Source organism: Neotamlana sargassicola (assembly GCF_020523965.1).
In the GTDB taxonomy this organism is placed as follows: Bacteria; Bacteroidota; Bacteroidia; order Flavobacteriales; family Flavobacteriaceae; genus Neotamlana; species Neotamlana sargassicola.
Map to the genome: position 1 here is coordinate 510,134 of NZ_JAJAPX010000003.1, position 16,925 is coordinate 527,058.

The 16,925-nt window shown below is 32.8% G+C and carries 15 protein-coding genes and 1 other RNA gene; 7 read left to right on the plus strand and 9 right to left on the minus strand.

Annotation, left to right across the window (positions count from 1 at the left end):
* Positions 1 to 5 precede the first annotated feature (5 nt).
* The 4 genes from menA to holA all read right to left on the minus strand — a co-directional run bounded on the left by menA (position 6) and on the right by holA (position 3,912).
* Positions 6 to 908 carry a 1,4-dihydroxy-2-naphthoate octaprenyltransferase gene (gene menA / locus LG651_RS10200; RefSeq protein WP_226696024.1) on the minus strand — a complete coding sequence of 301 codons (903 nt, stop codon included), beginning with the start codon at positions 906 to 908 and terminating at the stop codon, positions 6 to 8.
* A 1-nt stretch (position 909) separates the two neighbouring features.
* Positions 910 to 1,749, minus strand: a complete 840-nt coding sequence (locus tag LG651_RS10205) for a 1,4-dihydroxy-2-naphthoyl-CoA synthase (RefSeq protein ID WP_226696025.1) — start codon at positions 1,747 to 1,749, stop codon at positions 910 to 912.
* Between the two features lie 491 nt (positions 1,750 to 2,240).
* Complete coding sequence (locus LG651_RS10210; RefSeq protein ID WP_226696026.1) at positions 2,241 to 2,906, minus strand: uracil-DNA glycosylase; 666 nt, start codon at positions 2,904 to 2,906, stop codon at positions 2,241 to 2,243.
* A 1-nt stretch (position 2,907) separates the two neighbouring features.
* The gene (holA, locus tag LG651_RS10215) at positions 2,908 to 3,912 is read right to left on the minus strand and encodes a DNA polymerase III subunit delta (protein WP_226696027.1); all 1,005 of its coding nucleotides are present in this window, start codon (positions 3,910 to 3,912) and stop codon (positions 2,908 to 2,910) included.
* A gap of 95 nt (positions 3,913 to 4,007) precedes the next feature.
* Here holA and LG651_RS10220 point away from each other — a divergent pair, with 95 nt between their 5' ends.
* From LG651_RS10220 to LG651_RS10230, 3 genes are all read left to right on the plus strand, one after another.
* Positions 4,008 to 4,448: a type I restriction enzyme HsdR N-terminal domain-containing protein gene (locus LG651_RS10220; protein ID WP_226696028.1), complete on the plus strand. Its 441-nt coding sequence runs from the start codon at positions 4,008 to 4,010 to the stop codon at positions 4,446 to 4,448.
* 2 nt (positions 4,449 to 4,450) lie between these two features.
* Positions 4,451 to 5,440 carry a glycosyltransferase family 2 protein gene (locus tag LG651_RS10225; RefSeq protein WP_226696029.1) on the plus strand — a complete coding sequence of 330 codons (990 nt, stop codon included), beginning with the start codon at positions 4,451 to 4,453 and terminating at the stop codon, positions 5,438 to 5,440.
* Positions 5,441 to 5,536: 96 nt separating this feature from the next.
* The gene (locus tag LG651_RS10230) at positions 5,537 to 6,373 is read left to right on the plus strand and encodes an OmpA/MotB family protein (protein WP_226696030.1); all 837 of its coding nucleotides are present in this window, start codon (positions 5,537 to 5,539) and stop codon (positions 6,371 to 6,373) included.
* A gap of 119 nt (positions 6,374 to 6,492) precedes the next feature.
* Here LG651_RS10230 and rnpB read toward each other — a convergent pair.
* An RNA gene (gene rnpB / locus LG651_RS10235) (RNase P RNA component class A) lies at positions 6,493 to 6,843 on the minus strand.
* 255 nt (positions 6,844 to 7,098) lie between these two features.
* Here rnpB and dnaX point away from each other — a divergent pair.
* The 3 genes from dnaX to miaE are packed head-to-tail and all read left to right on the plus strand — an operon-like array spanning position 7,099 to position 9,978.
* Positions 7,099 to 8,814: a DNA polymerase III subunit gamma/tau gene (gene dnaX / locus LG651_RS10240; RefSeq protein WP_226696031.1), complete on the plus strand. Its 1,716-nt coding sequence runs from the start codon at positions 7,099 to 7,101 to the stop codon at positions 8,812 to 8,814.
* Positions 8,807 to 9,394, plus strand: a complete 588-nt coding sequence (locus tag LG651_RS10245) for a hypothetical protein (RefSeq protein ID WP_226696032.1) — start codon at positions 8,807 to 8,809, stop codon at positions 9,392 to 9,394. Before dnaX ends, LG651_RS10245 begins: the two co-directional genes overlap by 8 nt.
* A gap of 2 nt (positions 9,395 to 9,396) precedes the next feature.
* Positions 9,397 to 9,978 carry a tRNA-(ms[2]io[6]A)-hydroxylase gene (gene miaE, locus LG651_RS10250; RefSeq protein WP_226696033.1) on the plus strand — a complete coding sequence of 194 codons (582 nt, stop codon included), beginning with the start codon at positions 9,397 to 9,399 and terminating at the stop codon, positions 9,976 to 9,978.
* Here the strand turns inward: miaE and LG651_RS10255 are convergent.
* From LG651_RS10255 to LG651_RS10270, 4 genes are all read right to left on the minus strand, one after another.
* Positions 9,975 to 10,556, minus strand: coding sequence for a porin family protein (locus LG651_RS10255; RefSeq protein ID WP_226696034.1), 582 nt, complete (start codon positions 10,554 to 10,556; stop codon positions 9,975 to 9,977). The genes miaE and LG651_RS10255 overlap by 4 nt on opposite strands.
* An 86-nt stretch (positions 10,557 to 10,642) precedes the next feature.
* Positions 10,643 to 11,548 (minus strand): Ppx/GppA phosphatase family protein, encoded by a 906-nt coding sequence (locus LG651_RS10260; RefSeq protein WP_226696035.1) that lies wholly within the window; start codon positions 11,546 to 11,548, stop codon positions 10,643 to 10,645.
* A 1-nt stretch (position 11,549) separates the two neighbouring features.
* A complete protein-coding gene (ppk1, locus tag LG651_RS10265) occupies positions 11,550 to 13,613 on the minus strand; it encodes a polyphosphate kinase 1 (RefSeq protein WP_226696036.1) in 2,064 nt (687 codons plus the stop codon).
* A 97-nt stretch (positions 13,614 to 13,710) separates the two neighbouring features.
* Positions 13,711 to 14,196 (minus strand): SixA phosphatase family protein, encoded by a 486-nt coding sequence (locus LG651_RS10270; RefSeq protein WP_226696037.1) that lies wholly within the window; start codon positions 14,194 to 14,196, stop codon positions 13,711 to 13,713.
* Between the two features lie 424 nt (positions 14,197 to 14,620).
* On the opposite strand from LG651_RS10270, the gene LG651_RS10275 reads away from it, so the two are divergent.
* A partial coding sequence (locus LG651_RS10275) for an Ig-like domain-containing protein (RefSeq protein ID WP_226696038.1) occupies positions 14,621 to 16,925 on the plus strand: 2,305 nt, incomplete at its 3' end.

Consider the following 16,925-nt stretch of genomic DNA (forward strand, 5'->3'; position numbering starts at 1 on the left):
TTGTTTTAAAATAATTGTCCTACTCCCATTAATATAGCTAATAAAACCGTTGATAATGCTAATTTTTTCAGCTCAGGATCTAACTGTGCGGGTTCGGTATTTTTAACTACTGTTACCACATGTTTTATTATAGGAATAAAAGCTATTAAAAATATTAAATTTAGAGGATTTTTATAATAAATAATTCCAAAAGTTAGAGCCAAACCTAATGCCAAACCAATTAAGGTATAATGATACCATTTGGCTTTTTGCGCACCTAGTTTAACAGCTAGAGTAATTTTATTTACTTTTTCGTCTGGAATTCTATCTCTCATATTATTTAAATTAAGCACACCAGTACTTAACAAGCCCACCACAAAAGCAGGTAAAACGGCAATAAAATCAAGGTTTTTAGCAAATAATGCATAACAGCCTAGAACACTTATTAATCCGAAAAAAATAAAAACAAAAATATCTCCCATAGCTCGGTATCCATAAGCATTATCGCCAACCGTATATTTCATGGCTGCAATAATGGAGGCCACACCTAATACTAAAAACAATACACTTAAAAGTATGTATTGCGAACCAAAAGCCATATAAATGAGTGCAATAGCCAATAACAAAGCGACTACGATATTTATTTTTATGGCATTAAAAAGTTGTTTTGGTGTTATTTTCCCCGATTGAATAGCTCGTTCTGGCCCTATGCGTTCTGCATTATCTGTTCCTTTTACACCATCGCCATAATCGTTTGCAAAATTGGATAGAATTTGAAAACTTAAAGTTGTTAGAATAGCCAAAATACAAATACTCCAATTAAAAACACCTTTATATTGCGCTAAACATGAAGCTAAAATAATTCCGGATACTGACAATGGTAACGTTCGTAAACGCATTGCCGAAATCCATACCGAAAATTTATTCATATTAAGGAATCCATTTTTTATCGAAGTTAGGCTTACGTTTTTCTAGGAAAGCATTTCTACCTTCAACAGCTTCATCTGTCATGTAAGCTAAACGTGTTGCTTCACCGGCAAAAACTTGTTGCCCTACCATGCCATCATCGGTTAAATTCATAGCGAATTTTAGCATTTTGATAGAAGTCGGAGATTTTGCTAATATTTCTTGAGCCCATTCGTAGGCTGTACTTTCTAATTCATCATGAGGAATTACAGCATTTACCATGCCCATTTCGTAGGCTTCTTGCGCCGAATAATTTCTTCCTAAGAAAAATATTTCTCTAGCTTTTTTCTGTCCAACCATTTTAGCTAAGTAAGCAGAACCGTAACCGCCATCAAAACTCGTTACATCGGCATCGGTTTGTTTAAAAATAGCATGTTCTTTACTAGCTAAAGTAAGGTCGCAAACCACATGTAAACTGTGTCCACCACCAACTGCCCAACCAGGAACAACAGCAATAACTGCCTTTGGCATAAAACGAATTAAACGTTGAACTTCTAATATATTTAAGCGGTGATAGCCGTCTTCTCCAACATAACCTTGATGGCCACGTGCTTTTTGATCGCCACCAGAACAAAAGCTGTAAACTCCGTCTTTTGTTGATGGACCTTCAGCTGAAAGTAAAACAACACCAATATTTACATCTTCATTAGCATCATAAAATGCATCATATAGTTCGCTTGTAGTTTTTGGACGAAACGCATTACGAACATTTGGTCTGTTAAAGGCTATTCTGGCAACGCCATTACATTTTTTATATGTAATATCGGTATATTCTTTAACAGTTTCCCATTTTGGTTGATTCATACAATTTAATTTTAGTCAAAAATAAGTTTTATTTTAAAAATCCTAATAATGATTTTTGAGTTAATTTCCGTAATCTTTTTCTTGTTTAATTGTTATTTTAGCGATGTAATAAAAATTTAAACCGATTTTATTGTAACGAAGTTCATAATTTTTTATGAATAATTTTACGAAAGTAACAATAAACAGCATCTGAAATTACACATGTAACAAAAAACACAAATATCTTAAACTATTTGTAGTCCAAATAACATTATTTACATAATTTTGTTTTAGTTTTAATTAACATTTGTAAAGATAAAATACAAAAAAATTAACATTTGGTCGATTTTTTTTTGTTTTTTATCGATAATTAAAAACCCCAATTAATATGATTTTAACAATTACTCTAGTTTTATCAACGCTAATCGCCCTAAACTTAGTTTTATTAAGATTTAGTTGTAACAAAGTTTCAAAGCCAAATAACAGAAAACCTGTTATGCTGAGACCAGAGCTTACCAGATCAATGGAAGCTGAGACACTTGCTCCAACAGGTAGTTAGTTTTACTGAAGTGTTTGTTGCCAAACCAATAACCCCTATTTGCACTTAATGGAGATGGATGTCCAGATGTGAGGACATGATGTTTGTTAGTATCTATTAGTTTAGCTTTTTGCTTTGCGTATCCGCCCCAAAGTAAAAAAATCAAATTTGTTTTATTAATACTTAATTCCTTTATTACAGTATTGGTAAATATTTCCCAACCTTTTTTTTGATGGCTGCTTGGTTTGTGAGCTCTTACTGTTAGAGTTGCGTTAAGAAGCAATATACCTTGTTTAGCCCAACGCATTAAATTACCACTTTTTGGGTACGGAATATTTAAATCAGCTTCAATTTCTTTAAAAATATTTACTAAAGACGGTGGATGTTTTATACCATCATTTACCGAAAAACACAATCCGTTAGCTTGGTTAAAATCGTGATACGGATCTTGACCAATAATTACCACTTTCACCTCATTAAAAGGACAAACATTAAAAGCGTTAAATATCTCGTTTTTTGGAGGAAAGCAATCGTGAGTTCGGTATTCTTCGCTTACAAACGCCATTAAATTTTTAAAATAAGTTTTATTAAATTCCTCCTGTAAATATGGTAACCAGCTTTGGTGAATATGTGCTGTCATGTTAATTAAAAATTTTAAACAATAATTCCTTTAACAAATCGCCTTGTGGCACCGCATTAGCATTAACACCTTTACTTTTAACATCAAATTCTCGCAAAGTTGCAACCACAGCACTTACTTTTCGCATTGGATAATTTCGAGCCGCACCAATATACTCATTAACAAAGTACGGATTAATTTTTAAGGCCGAAGCAACGTTTCGAGGAGATTTATCTGATAGACCATGAAAATACAATAACTGAGAAAAAAAGTTAAAAAGCAATGCTACAGTAACAATCATTGGGTTGTCTTTAGGGTTATTTGCAAAATAATTAACAATGCTGTAGGCTTTTTTTATATTGCGCTCTCCTACTGCTTTTCGTAACTCGAAATTATTATAATCTTTGCTTATACCTATATTCTCTTCGATATGCGTAGGACTAATTTCTGTCCCTTTAGGTAAGATAATTTGTAATTTATTTAACTCGTTATCTATTTTACTTAAATCTGTACCTAAAAATTCTACAAGCATTTGCGCTGCTTTCGGGTTAATAGAATATTGTTTTGGGGATAAAACTCGACGAATCCAATCTGCTACCTGATTTTCGTAAAGCTTTTTACTCTCGTAAATTACTCCTGTTTTTTTTAAGGTTTTATATAACGCTTTTCGTTTATCAATCTTTTTGTATTTATAGTTAACCACAAGAATTGTAGTTGGCTGCGGATTAGCGGCATAACTTGCCAATTTTTCAATATGTCGCGATAAATCTTGCCCTTCTTTAACAATAATAACCTGGTAATCTGCCATCATTGGGTAACGTTTGGCATTACTTACTATATCTTCGATTGTAACATCTCTACCATACAACAGCATTTGGTTAAACCCGCGCTCTTCCTCTGTTAATATGGTGTTTTCAATAAAATCGGAAATTTTATCAATATAATAGGCCTCCTCGCCCATTAAAAAATAAATCGGTTTTAATTGCCCATTTTTTATATCAGTTACCAGTTGTTTTACTTCGTCCAAAGGTGTTTTTATTATAGATTATGGAAATTATAATTGTTAGTAATTATTTCAGCAGAAAAATACCTAAACTAACATTATAGTTATAAATTTGCTTAGTGCAAAAACTTAATTTCCCAACATATTCGTTTCGCTTCAAAAATAACGAAAATAAAGTTTCTATTTTCGATAGTATTCGTAAAAAATTTGTGATTTTACAGCCCGAAGAATGGGTTCGACAGCATTGTGTTAATTTTTTAATTAAGGAAAAAAACTATCCTATTTCTTTAATAAATGTTGAAAAAGAAATCAAAATTAATCAACTAAAAAAACGTTACGATATTGTGATTTTTAAACCCGACGGAAGTATTCATTTAATTGTGGAATGTAAAGCGCCTAAAGTAAATATTACCCAGTCTACTTTCGACCAAATTGCGCGTTATAATTTAAAATTAAATGCAGACTACTTAATGGTTACCAATGGGTTAAATCATTATTATTGCGCTATGGATTTAAAAAATGAATGTTATAATTTTTTAACCGATATACCAAGTTTTTAGATATGAAAATCGCCATTGTAATCTTAAATTGGAATGGAAAAAAACTATTAAAACAGTTTTTACCATCGGTTATTTCTAATTCGCAAGAGGCCACTATTTATGTAGCTGATAATGCATCGACCGATGATTCTATTTCACACCTAAAAGATCATTTCCCTGAAGTAAAAATTATTATTAACAGCCAAAATGGTGGCTATGCAAAGGGCTACAACGACGCTTTAAAACAGATTGAAGCAGATGTATTTTGCTTATTAAACAATGACGTAGAAGTTGAAAAAAACTGGCTTAAACCTATCATTTCAGAATTCAATGCAAACGGCAATACAGCCATAATTCAACCCAAAATATTAGATTTTAATAATAAATCGTTTTTCGAATATGCTGGTGCTGCAGGCGGATTTATTGATAAATACGGATTTCCATATTGTCGCGGACGAATATTTGACACCGTAGAAAAAGACAACGGCCAATACAACAACAATTGCGATATATTTTGGGCAACTGGCGCGTGTTTATTTATTAAAAGTAGTGTTTTTAAAGCCCTAAATGGTTTCGACGAAAGTTTTTTTGCTCACATGGAAGAAATTGATTTATGCTGGCGTGCAAAAAATTTAGGTTATACAATAAAATATATAGGTAATAGTACCATTTACCATGTTGGTGGAGCTACGCTAAATACTGGAAACCCCAAAAAAACTTATTTAAATTTTAGAAACAGCCTTTACGCCTTAACAAAAAATGCCAAAGGCCCATTATTTCCCTTAATATTTGCTCGACTGTTGTTCGATGGTGTTGCTGGACTAAAATTTTTATTACAAATAAAACCTTTGCACACACTCGCAATAATAAAAGCGCACTTTTCTTTTTACAAGCGTTGTAGTACTTTACTTAAACAACAAAAATTAGCAAAAAACAAAGTAGCATATTATCATAAAAAATCTATAGTTATTGCATATTTCTTAAGGAAAATAAAGCATTTTAACAGATTATAATTGCGATAGCAAAAGTTTTGTTAAAATGTTAAATTCCACTCTTTTTTATATATTTTTGTGTCAATCTTAATGAGAAATTAATCCTATAACAGAATTATGAAAAAAGTTTTAATACTTGGTGCATCTGCTATGTTAGCACTAAGCTCTTGCGTATCTAAAAAACAATTTACAGACTTACAAGCAAAACTAAATGAAAAAGAAGATTTGCTTAACTCTGCAACCGTAAAATTAAACTCTTGTTTAGAAGAAAAGGCTTCTACAACAGCCAGAGCTACGGCCTTAGAAGAGCAAATTTCAGACTTACGAAAATATAACGAAAACTTACAAGTACTATCGGCTAAAGGAGCCAGTAACGTTGAAAAAACACTTGAAAGCATCAAAGAAAAAGACTTAAAAATTACACGTTTACAAGATGCTCTAACTAAAAAAGACAGCGTAACGCTTGCTTTAGTTACAAGCTTAAAGCGTGAAGTTGGAATTAACGATCCAGATATTGAAGTAAACGTAGAGAAAGGTGTTGTTTTTATCTCTATCGCCGATAAATTATTATTTCAAAGTGGAAGTTATAACGTAACAAGCAAAGCTAAAGATGTTCTTGCAAAAGTTGCTAAAGTAGTAAACAGCAAACCAGATTTCGAATGCATGGTAGAAGGTCATACAGATAACGTACCATACCGTAAAGAACCATTATTAGACAACTGGGATTTAAGTGTAAAACGTTCTACTTCAATTATTCGAGTATTACAAGATTTAGATGTAAATCCAAGCCAATTAATCGCAGCTGGTCGTAGCCACTACGTGCCTTTAGCAGATAACGACACTGCCGAAAACAGAGCTAAAAACCGTAGAACACGAATTGTTATTTTACCTAAAATCGATCAGTTTTACGATATGATTGAAAAAGAAATGAAAAATTTAGAAGCAGGTAACTAACCGTTTTTAAATGATACAATTTTAAGTCCAACCAACAGGTTGGGCTTTTTTTTGCTCAAAATTTTAATACAATACATTTCAAACAAAAAAGCCATCTTAAATTAAGATAGCTTCTTGTTTTTTTAAGTAAATCTATAAGCCGAATTCTGTTCATCCTGAACTCGTTTCAGGATCTCTCCATAACAAGTCAGAACTACCCTATCATTTATCTGCGAGCACTGTTACCAGTACACTTTAGCTGCCTACCCTCCAACAATCGAGCGTGCCGCCCTCAAACATTGGTTTACATGACATTGCACCACATAGAGTTTACCCGGTTTCACTACAGCATTACCTGTACATACTTTCTGTTGCACTTTTCCTAGCCTCACGACTGGTGGCCATTAACCACTATGTTGCACTACGGTGTTCGGACTTTCCTCTAATTACCCAATCAAAGTTGGGCATTTAGCGATAAGGCAATCTACTCGCCGCAAAAATACAACACAAAACAACCAAAAAACAACTAAAACCAAAATAATAATTTGGGCATTACCCACAAGGGGTCGGGCTATACGTTGCAAGTCCGCGCTCGTACCTCGCTGTGGGCTTTCCACTACTATCCCTAATGCAGCATGCACGATTAAAACCATTGTTAATAACTCATATTAAAATCTATTTTTAATATTCTAAATTCTAAACATGAATTTTTAACTTTGTTATCCACAAAAAAGCAAAAATAAACCTTGGAACACTTTATAGTATCTGCACGTAAATACCGTCCACAAACGTTTAAAGACGTTGTAGGGCAGCAGGCTATAACCAATACTTTGCTTAACGCCATCGAGAATAATCATTTAGCCCAAGCCCTATTATTTACAGGGCCACGTGGAGTTGGTAAAACCACTTGTGCACGTATTTTGGCAAAAATGATAAATAGCGACGGACAAGAAAACGAAGACGAAGACTTTGCCTTCAATATTTTCGAGCTCGATGCCGCATCCAATAACTCCGTTGATGATATTCGTAACCTAACCGATCAAGTTCGTATACCACCCCAAGTAGGTAAATACAAAGTATATATAATTGACGAGGTACACATGTTATCTCAAGCCGCTTTTAATGCCTTTTTAAAAACTTTAGAAGAGCCACCAAAACACTGTATTTTTATACTAGCAACTACCGAAAAACATAAAATAATACCAACTATTTTATCGCGTTGTCAAATCTTTGATTTTAAACGAATTACAGTAACCGACGCCAAAGAATACCTTAAATATATTGCCGAAGAGCAAGGTGTAACTGCCGAAGACGATGCACTGCATATTATTGCTCAAAAAGCAGACGGCGCCATGCGTGATGCCTTATCCATATTCGATCGTGTTGTTAGTTTTTCTGGTAAAAACCTTACCAGGCAAGCCGTAACCGAAAACTTAAATGTTTTAGACTACGAAACTTATTTTGAGAGCACCAATTTAATTCTGGAAAATAAAATACCAGATTTATTATTGCATTTTAACAACACCCTATCAAAAGGTTTCGATGGGCATCATTATATTGCCGGTTTAGCATCACATTTTAGAGATTTATTAGTTTGTAAAGCACCAGAAACTATTCCGTTGCTAGAAGTTGGCGACGAAACAAAAACCAAATATTTAGAGCAATCTAAAAAAGCCTCGCAAGACTTTTTATTAAAAGGAATCGATTTAGCAAATGACTGCGATCTCAAATACAAATCCAGTAAAAATCAACGATTACTCGTTGAACTCTGTTTAATGCAATTAGCCTCTATCACTTTCGATGGAGAAAAAAAAAATAGCAGACATTACATAATTCCTGCTTCTTACTTTAAAAAACTAGGTGTAAAACCTGTACCTGTAGACGTGAAAAAGGTTGAAGAAGTTGCTGCAAAAGATCAACCAACTCAAACTACTAGTAAAACAAAGCAACCAGAACCACAAGAAAACAAAACGCCAAAAATAGTTTTAAATGCGCAAACCAAACGTTCATCAGGTTTATCACTAAGTAGTATTCGAGCAAAAAAAGTTCACCTAGAAAAGCAAAAGGAAATTGTTGTAAACGAGGATGATTTACCCAAAGAACCTTTTACCGAAAAAGAACTTGTTGCTGTTTGGAACGAATTTGTGCTAATAATTAAGAAAAAAGGAAAACATAATTTAGCTTCTATTTTAGCAATTGACATTCCTAAGCTAAAAAGCAACACCGAAATACATGTTGTTTACCCCAACGAAACCAATAAGATTGAGGTTGAACGTTCGCAGCATGATTTAATGCAATATATTCGGAAAAAATTAAGAAATTACGACATTTCTCTTCATATAACCATAAATGAAGTTTTAGAGAAAAAATATGCCTATACTGGACAAGAAAAATTCGAAAAACTTAAAGAGAAAAACCCTAACATTGCCCTTTTAAGAAAAACCTTCGATTTAGATGTTTAAAAATTTAAAATACCGCATTCTGCCACTTTTAGTATTTCTGTTAGCATTAGTATTTTTTTGTAATGATGGCCAATCAAGAATTTATAAAACAAATGCCGAAGTTTTAAAGGAAAACAACCTACTTAAAAACTTTAGTGAGGTTACAAACTACAAACCAGAACAACCAGTTATAATAAAAACCGACACCATTTTAAGCACTGGTTTTAATATAAAAATCAATTACAATTCAGTTGAAGAATCTCCTGTAGTAATTGAAAAAACAACGGAAAACAATACAGCGCAAAAATCGATTTATAAAAATTTTGAAGCCCAAATAATCGTTTCAAAAGAAAACAAATTCAAGAAACACTTTTTACTTAATAAATTGGTTTTTAGTAATTTTGAAAATAGCGATTTTTTTGAAAAAGCTATCATGCAACATATTTGGATAGATTTTAATGCATCAACGGACAAAATTGTTTATTTAAATACAGCGTTTCATATTCCAGAAACCGAGCTTTATAAAGACTTTATAATTTCGGTTTACGATAACGGAACTATTCAAATTAAAGAAAAACAACTAACACAAAATATTATATAATTATGTTAGGCTTAAAATTACCAACAGACCCACGTTGGGTAAATATTGTAGAAAAAAATATTGAAGAAATACTTACAGACCATGCCTTTTGCGAACAAAAAGCGACAAGTACAGCTATTTCTTTAATTGTTAGTTTTCCAGAATATACAGAGCTAGTTCAAGAAATGACAGCTTTAGTTAAAGAAGAAATTAGCCATTTTAAAATGGTACACGATATTATTATAAAACGTGGATGGGTACTTGGTAGAGATCGTCGCGACGATTATGTAATAGAGCTACTTAAGTTTTTCCCTAAAGGTGGCAGCAGAACCACACAGTTAATACATCGTTTACTTTATGCTGCTTTAATTGAAGCTAGAAGTTGTGAACGCTTTCGCTTATTATCGGAAGAGTTAGAAGATAAAGAATTAGCTACTTTTTATAAAAACCTAATGGTAAGCGAAGCTAACCACTACACTATGTTTTTAGGCTTTGCTAGACAATATGGAGACCGAAAGGAAGTTGATAAAAAATGGCAAGATCTTCTAGACTACGAAGCCCAAATAATGAAAAACTTGAGTAAAAAGGAAACGATACACGGTTAAAACTTGTAACCAATTCCAATTTGTATATTGGTGTTTCTGGCTTCCATACTTAATTTATCGTCGAAGATATTGCTAATTCCGTAAGTATAACGAACATCGGCAAAAAGGGCATAATTAATTTTATACGTTACACCACCAACTCCAGAGTAAGCAAAGTTTTTTACGCCATCTTCGTATTTATGAACTTTTAAACTTACTTGAGGCCCTAAACCTGCGCTAATTTTTTCAGTAATTCTAAAGTTTAATAAAATTGGCATTTGTATGTAATCTAAATGCAAGGTTTCTTCATTTGCTCCTTCTGCCGAAAATTGTAATTCCGGAGAAATAGCAACTTTATTTGATAAAGCAATTTCCGCGAAAGCGCCAAAATAAATACTATTTCTGTGTTTGTTTGGAACTTCAGGATGCTCTTTAAAATCTAAATTAGAAATATTGTAACCACCACGAACACCATATTTAACCCCTTTAAACATAGGAATCTTTTTTTCTGGCACTTCAACAACTGTAGAATCTATGCTTTGAGAAAAACTGAAGGCTGAAACGGTAAGCAATAAAACAGAAAGTATTATTTTCTTCATAATCAACGGACTTGGGAATAAATTTCTAAGCTAATATATAGGAATATCAGAAAATTTTACAATAATAAAAGGTAAAATGCAAAATTTTACTGTGTATTGCTCGAAACAGTATCGTAATATATACTTTTTATAATACCATCGGCTAAACCAATTTTTGGCACATAGATATTTTTTGCACCGCTCCATTTCATTGCAGTTAAATATATCCGCATTGCCGGAATAATTACATCGGCTCTATCTTGATTTAGATTTAATTCTGTAATTCGCTCTTCATACGAATAGCGTTGTAAAGTATTGTAATACGAGGTCATGTAAAAGAAAGATAATGGCTTCCCAATAGCTTTCCCAGAAATTTTAAAAATTTTATTGATGTTTCCTCCAGAACCAATAACATCAATTTTATCGTATCCCATGGTGTGCTTACTAATCCAAATTTGTAAATCTTGCCAAGTTTCGTTCTGTACCATATCGTTTAAAAGCCTAACCGTACCTATTTTAAACGAACGTGATGCTTTTTGTTGTCCGTGGTCTATAATTGTAAACTCGGTACTACCGCCACCAACATCTACATATAAATAGGTTTTACTATCGTCGATAAACTTATTTAAATCGGTCGCCGCTATAATAGCCGCTTCTTCTTCTCCATCAATAATATCGATACTTATTCCTGAGTGTTCGTAAATTAAATCGACAATTTTTCGTCCATTCTCCGATTCTCGCATTGCAGAAGTAGCACAAGCCTTATATTTTACAACCTTATGAGTTTTCATTAGCATCTTAAACGCTAACATAGTATCGAGCATGCGCTGTGTATTATCTTTTGAAATTTTCTTTTTTATAAACACATCGGCACCTAAACGAATAGGTACACGAACCAGCGAGTTCTTTTTAAATTGAACAGGTTTATCTTTTTGTTCAATTATATTAGATATAAGTAGTCTTACAGCATTCGAACCTATATCGATAGCTGCATATTTTTTAATAGATAGCATGCTATTCTTTTAATTTATTAAGGTAATAATCGTAAATGGCGAATTGCGATCTTACTTTTTCGTTGTTATTTTGTCTGTAAATATTTTCTTGTTCCTGATTGATTAAACGCGCTTTTACATTATCGTTCCAGCCAATATTAAAAGTTTCAATAATTTCGTTTTTTACTTCTTGGTCGTAAATTGGACAAGTAACCTCTACTCTATTTTCTATATTTCTGGTCATCCAATCTGCTGAAGCAATGTATACTTTAGTATCTCCATTATTACCAAATATGTAAACTCTGGAATGTTCTAAAAATTTGTCAATTACACTAATTACTTCAATATTTTCACTCATACCAGGAATGCCAGGTATTAAACAGCAAATTCCTCTAACTATCATTTGAATCTTTACTCCCGCTCTACTAGCTTCATAAAGTTTATCGACCATGGTATAACTTGAAAGGCTATTCATTTTTAACCTAATAAGACCTTCTCCTCCATTTTTTACAATATTAATTTCGTTGTCTATTAACTTAAAGAACGACTTTTGAGTGTAATGAGGAGAAACAATTAAATGTTTGTAACGTTGAATTCGATAATTTGTGTTGAAAAAATCAAAAATTCGACTTACATCTTTAAGTATTTTCTGACTTGCAGTTAAAAGTGTAAAATCGGTATAAATTTTTGCTGTTGATTCATTGAAATTTCCTGTGCTAATAAACCCATAGCGCTTAACTTTTTTATTTTCTTCGCGCTCGATAACACACATTTTACTATGTACTTTTAATCCTGCAACGCCAAAAATTAAATTTACACCTTCGCCTTTCATTTGTTCGGCATACTCTATGTTTGCCTGCTCATCAAATCGAGCTCGAAGTTCGATAGCCACCGTAACTTGTTTGCCGTTTATAGCCGCATTAATAAGAGAGCTAGCTATATGAGAAATTTCGGCTAAACGATAAATAGTAATTTTAATAGTTTTTACCTTAGGGTCGAGAGCTGCTTCACGCAAAAATTTTACGACATAAGAAAAAGTTTGGTATGGCGTATGCACCAAATAATCTTTTTTCTCAATAGCATTAAAAATACTTTCTTGTAAGCTTAAGCCTTTAACTGGTAGTGCTTCAATTTTATTATACAATAAATCTGCACGTCCTAAACTAGGAAAGCCCATATAGTCTCTACGGTTATGGTAACGTCCACCGGGAATAATACTATCTGTATTATCAATTCCCATTTTATTCATTAAATATTGAATAGTATCTTCATCAATAGTTTTATCGTACACAAAACGCACAGGTTCACCAATTTCACGGTGCTTCACACTATCTGAAATTTTATCAATAAAACTTTTACTTAAATCGCTATCAAAATCAAGTTCACCATCACGGGTAATTTTAATCATGTGCGCAGAAATACTACTATAATCGAAAATATTAAATATATCTGATAAGCAATAACGAAGCAAATCATCAATCATAATAATATAGTTTTTACCACCTTCTTTTGGCAGCACAACAAACCTATCAATAGATTTTGGTATTTCTATTAATGCAAACTGCTTACCGCCATCTTTCATTAACATTTTAACGGCTAAATAAGCTGCACTATCTTTAAGGTTAGGGATATTAACTTCATCGTTTAAAATAATTGTTACTAGCCCGGGACTAACCTTTCGAAGGAAATAGTTTTTTACGAAATCGTGCTGACTTTCAGAAATATCGTTTTCTTTAATAACATAAATGTTTTCATTTTCAAGTTTTAACTGTATGTTATTTAGAATTTTTAAGCTAGTACTTTGTTGTTTTATAACAATTTGGGTAATAATTTCAAGTAGTTCTTTAGCTTTAATACCTCCTAATTCGTTTTTAGCGCCTTTTCCGGCTTCAACTATCCGTTTTACTGTAGCGTAGCGTACCTTAAAAAATTCATCTAAATTATTCGAAAATATACCTAAAAACCGAAATCTTTCAATTAAAGGCACCGTTTCGTCTGAAGCTTCTTGTAATACTCTGGCGTTAAATTGTAGCCAACTTATTTCTCTGTTTACATAACTATTGGTTATAGTTTCTGTTTTTGTCATTTAATTTTGTTGAATTTTTTATTTAGTAAAACAAATATATTCTATTTACGCTTAAATGTAAGTTAATATAATGATATGAAATTACTAAAACAGAAAATTATTTTAAATGTTTTGGGAAAATCGTTTTAATGGTTTTTCCTTGCTTTAAGTTCCTCCATTCATCAATATCGAACTCTAAAATACAAACACCGCAAGTTGGAATATTGTTAAAATATACATCGCCGTATAAATTAACAAAACTGGTTATGGCATTATTATGCCCAAAAACAATTAAATGGTTTATATCATTGGAATTGGACTGAATAACTTGAATTAATTTTTCTCCAGAAAAATCATACAAATCACGATTCAAAGAGCAAATTGATTTTTTAATTTTTAGGTTTTCCACAAAAATATTGGCCGTTGTTTTTGCCCTCATCGCATCACTCGAAATTAGTTTATCAAAATATAATTCCAAATGTTTCAAGGCATTGGAAACCAAACCGGCATCTTTAAACCCTCTTGCATTCAACGGTCGCTCGTGATCACTTAGATTATATTCCCAAGATGATTTTGCATGTCTAACTATTGTTAATTTTTTCATATTTATCGATTAAAAGATATTTTACACCGATAATTGTTTTTTAATCGAGATAAAACATTTTAATTGTTTATAAAATTATTAAAAAAAACATATTTAATTAATGTGTCTGCTATAACCGCGTCGCCATCGCTATATGGCTTTTTACGTCGTTAATCTGTAAATCAAGAACTTTTAAACGATTTTATGAGTGATTTAACATTTTTTTTTCAAATTAACATTTGTTATGATTTTTTTTGTTCAACCTACAAAAATTCATATTATGACCCTAAATCGAAGTTTTAAAGATTTAATCTACATTGGTTTACAATGTTTACAATTCACGTTTTTTCCCTCAAAGAACTTTAGTAATAAATGTATTTATGTTAATGTTAGCGCATTACTATCTCTGTAATATCCTTAGTCTATCTAAACTAATAAATTAAGTATGAAAAATAACTACTATTGTGTTTCATTATTAAAAAGCTTTAAAGTTTTTTCCTTTTTGGCTTTTGCCGTTTTAATAAATGGTTTACATGCACAGGCACCTTCTATTCAAACTGGTGTTACGTTTCAATGGTCAGATACTCAAGTAAACAATTTAAATCCCGCTACAATTGAATCGGTGACTATAAATGGGACCCTGTACAACACCTTTGTTGTTCCAACCACCTATGATATAGCAATAGGAACAAGTAACCATAACGTAAATCAATTAATCGAAAATGGTGTAACAAAGCCAATTAATAGTTCTTTACCAGGTTGGGATGCTTTGGCTCTTGATGCGTTTCAGGATAAAAACTTAAATCATTATTTTGCTGCCAACCCAAACGGAGCAAATATTTGTGGAGACTACACGGCAGCATTAAATACTACAGTACAAAGGCAAACACTAAGTTATGGTGTTCCAATTCCATCAAACGACGGTGGAGTTTTAGCCGTTACAGAAAGAGGAGGCAACAACTGTTTTTACGTAGAAGTTTATGGCACCCCTGTTGGTGGCGGACCAGAACAAAAATTAGGACAAACCTTTGTTGTGAATAATGGAAATCATTACGGCCGTGTCTTTCTACCTCCCGTAGCAGGATCAGATTACTGGAGATCTGGTCGTGCCAATAATAATGGTCAAACTATTGCCATTGCATTATTTTACCTTAACGATTTAGCGCCTACTGGTTCAAGTATTACTAGAATTGAGTTTATTGGTGCAACTAACGATCATGGTGATGGTAAATTTTTTCTATTACAAAAATATGCTGTAGACCAGCAAGTTATTGAATGTTTAGATGAAACATATAACGGAGACTTAAACGTACTTAACAACGAACCTGCTAATTCAACCTATACTTTAATTTCAGGTCCTTCAAATGCTGGGCAATCATTCACTTTAAATTCAGATGGTACTTATACATATGAACCAACACCTGGTTTTATCGGAGATGTTACTTTTACTTATGAATTATGTTTACCTGCTCCAAACACATCTGTTTGTGATACAGGTAGCGTTACCTTATCCTATGTAGATTTACCTCCAGAACCAACTTATGAAATTGATTGTAGTGGAGGTGATGATAATTTTACATTAACAGTTACCAGCCCTTTAAATTCTTCAACAGACCCTAATCAATACGAATATTCTGTAGATGGTATTAATTTTCAAACCTCTCCTGTATTTAGCGGTTTAACTGAAGGAACATATACTGTTACCGTAAAAAGTACATATACAACGTGCATTAGAACCGCGGCTTCAAATGCAGAATTAATAAACGACAGTGAAGCGCCAACGGGAACTGCTCCTACAGGAGAAACAGGAATTAATTTATGTAGTTCAGACGCACAAACATCATATTCATTTAATAGCGCAACTGTTGCGACAAATTACTCCGACAATTGTAGTACGAGCCTTACTGTAAACCTTACTGATACGTTGCTTTCTGGAAACAACTGTGGTTGGACGTTAACTTACACTTATGAGGTTGTTGATAGCTCTGGAAATAAAATAGAAGACCAAACAATTATATACTCAGGAAGCGATCAAACATCTCCAACAGGTAGTGCTCCTAGTGGTCAAACAGGAATAAATTCATGTTCAGCAGATGCTGAAACAAACGCTCCCTTCAATGCTACTACTATCGCATCTAATTATTCAGATAATTGTACTAATGTCTCTGTGTCCTTAACAAATACCGAAATTACTGGAGATGACTGTTCTTGGACATTAACTTATACTTATGATGTTCTTGATGAATGTGGGAATAAATTAGAGGATGAAACAATTACGCATTCTGGAGGTAATCAAACTCCATTAAGTTTTATAACAGAAGCTAGTAATTTAACTGTAGAGTGTGATGGTGATAATTCTGCCGACTTAATAAATTGGGTTACAAATTACGGAGGAGCCACTGTAGCAAATAGTTGTACAACAATAACATGGTCTGATAATTTCTCAGATTTAGATATAGATTGTGGAAATGCAGGAAGTGGCGAAGTTACTTTTACCGCTACAGATGCCTGCGGAAACTCTGTTTCAACTACCGCTACATTTACCGTTGAAGATACTACAGCGCCGACTATCGATACTATTGCTAGCGATTTAACTGTGGAATGTGATGGTTCTGGGAATACCACTGAACTTAACAACTGGTTAAATTCTAATGGTGGTGCCGCTGCTTCTGATGCGTGTTCTGCAAATATCACTTGGTCGAACGATTATAACGCAATCTCTGATGAATGTGGACAAACTGGTACCGCTA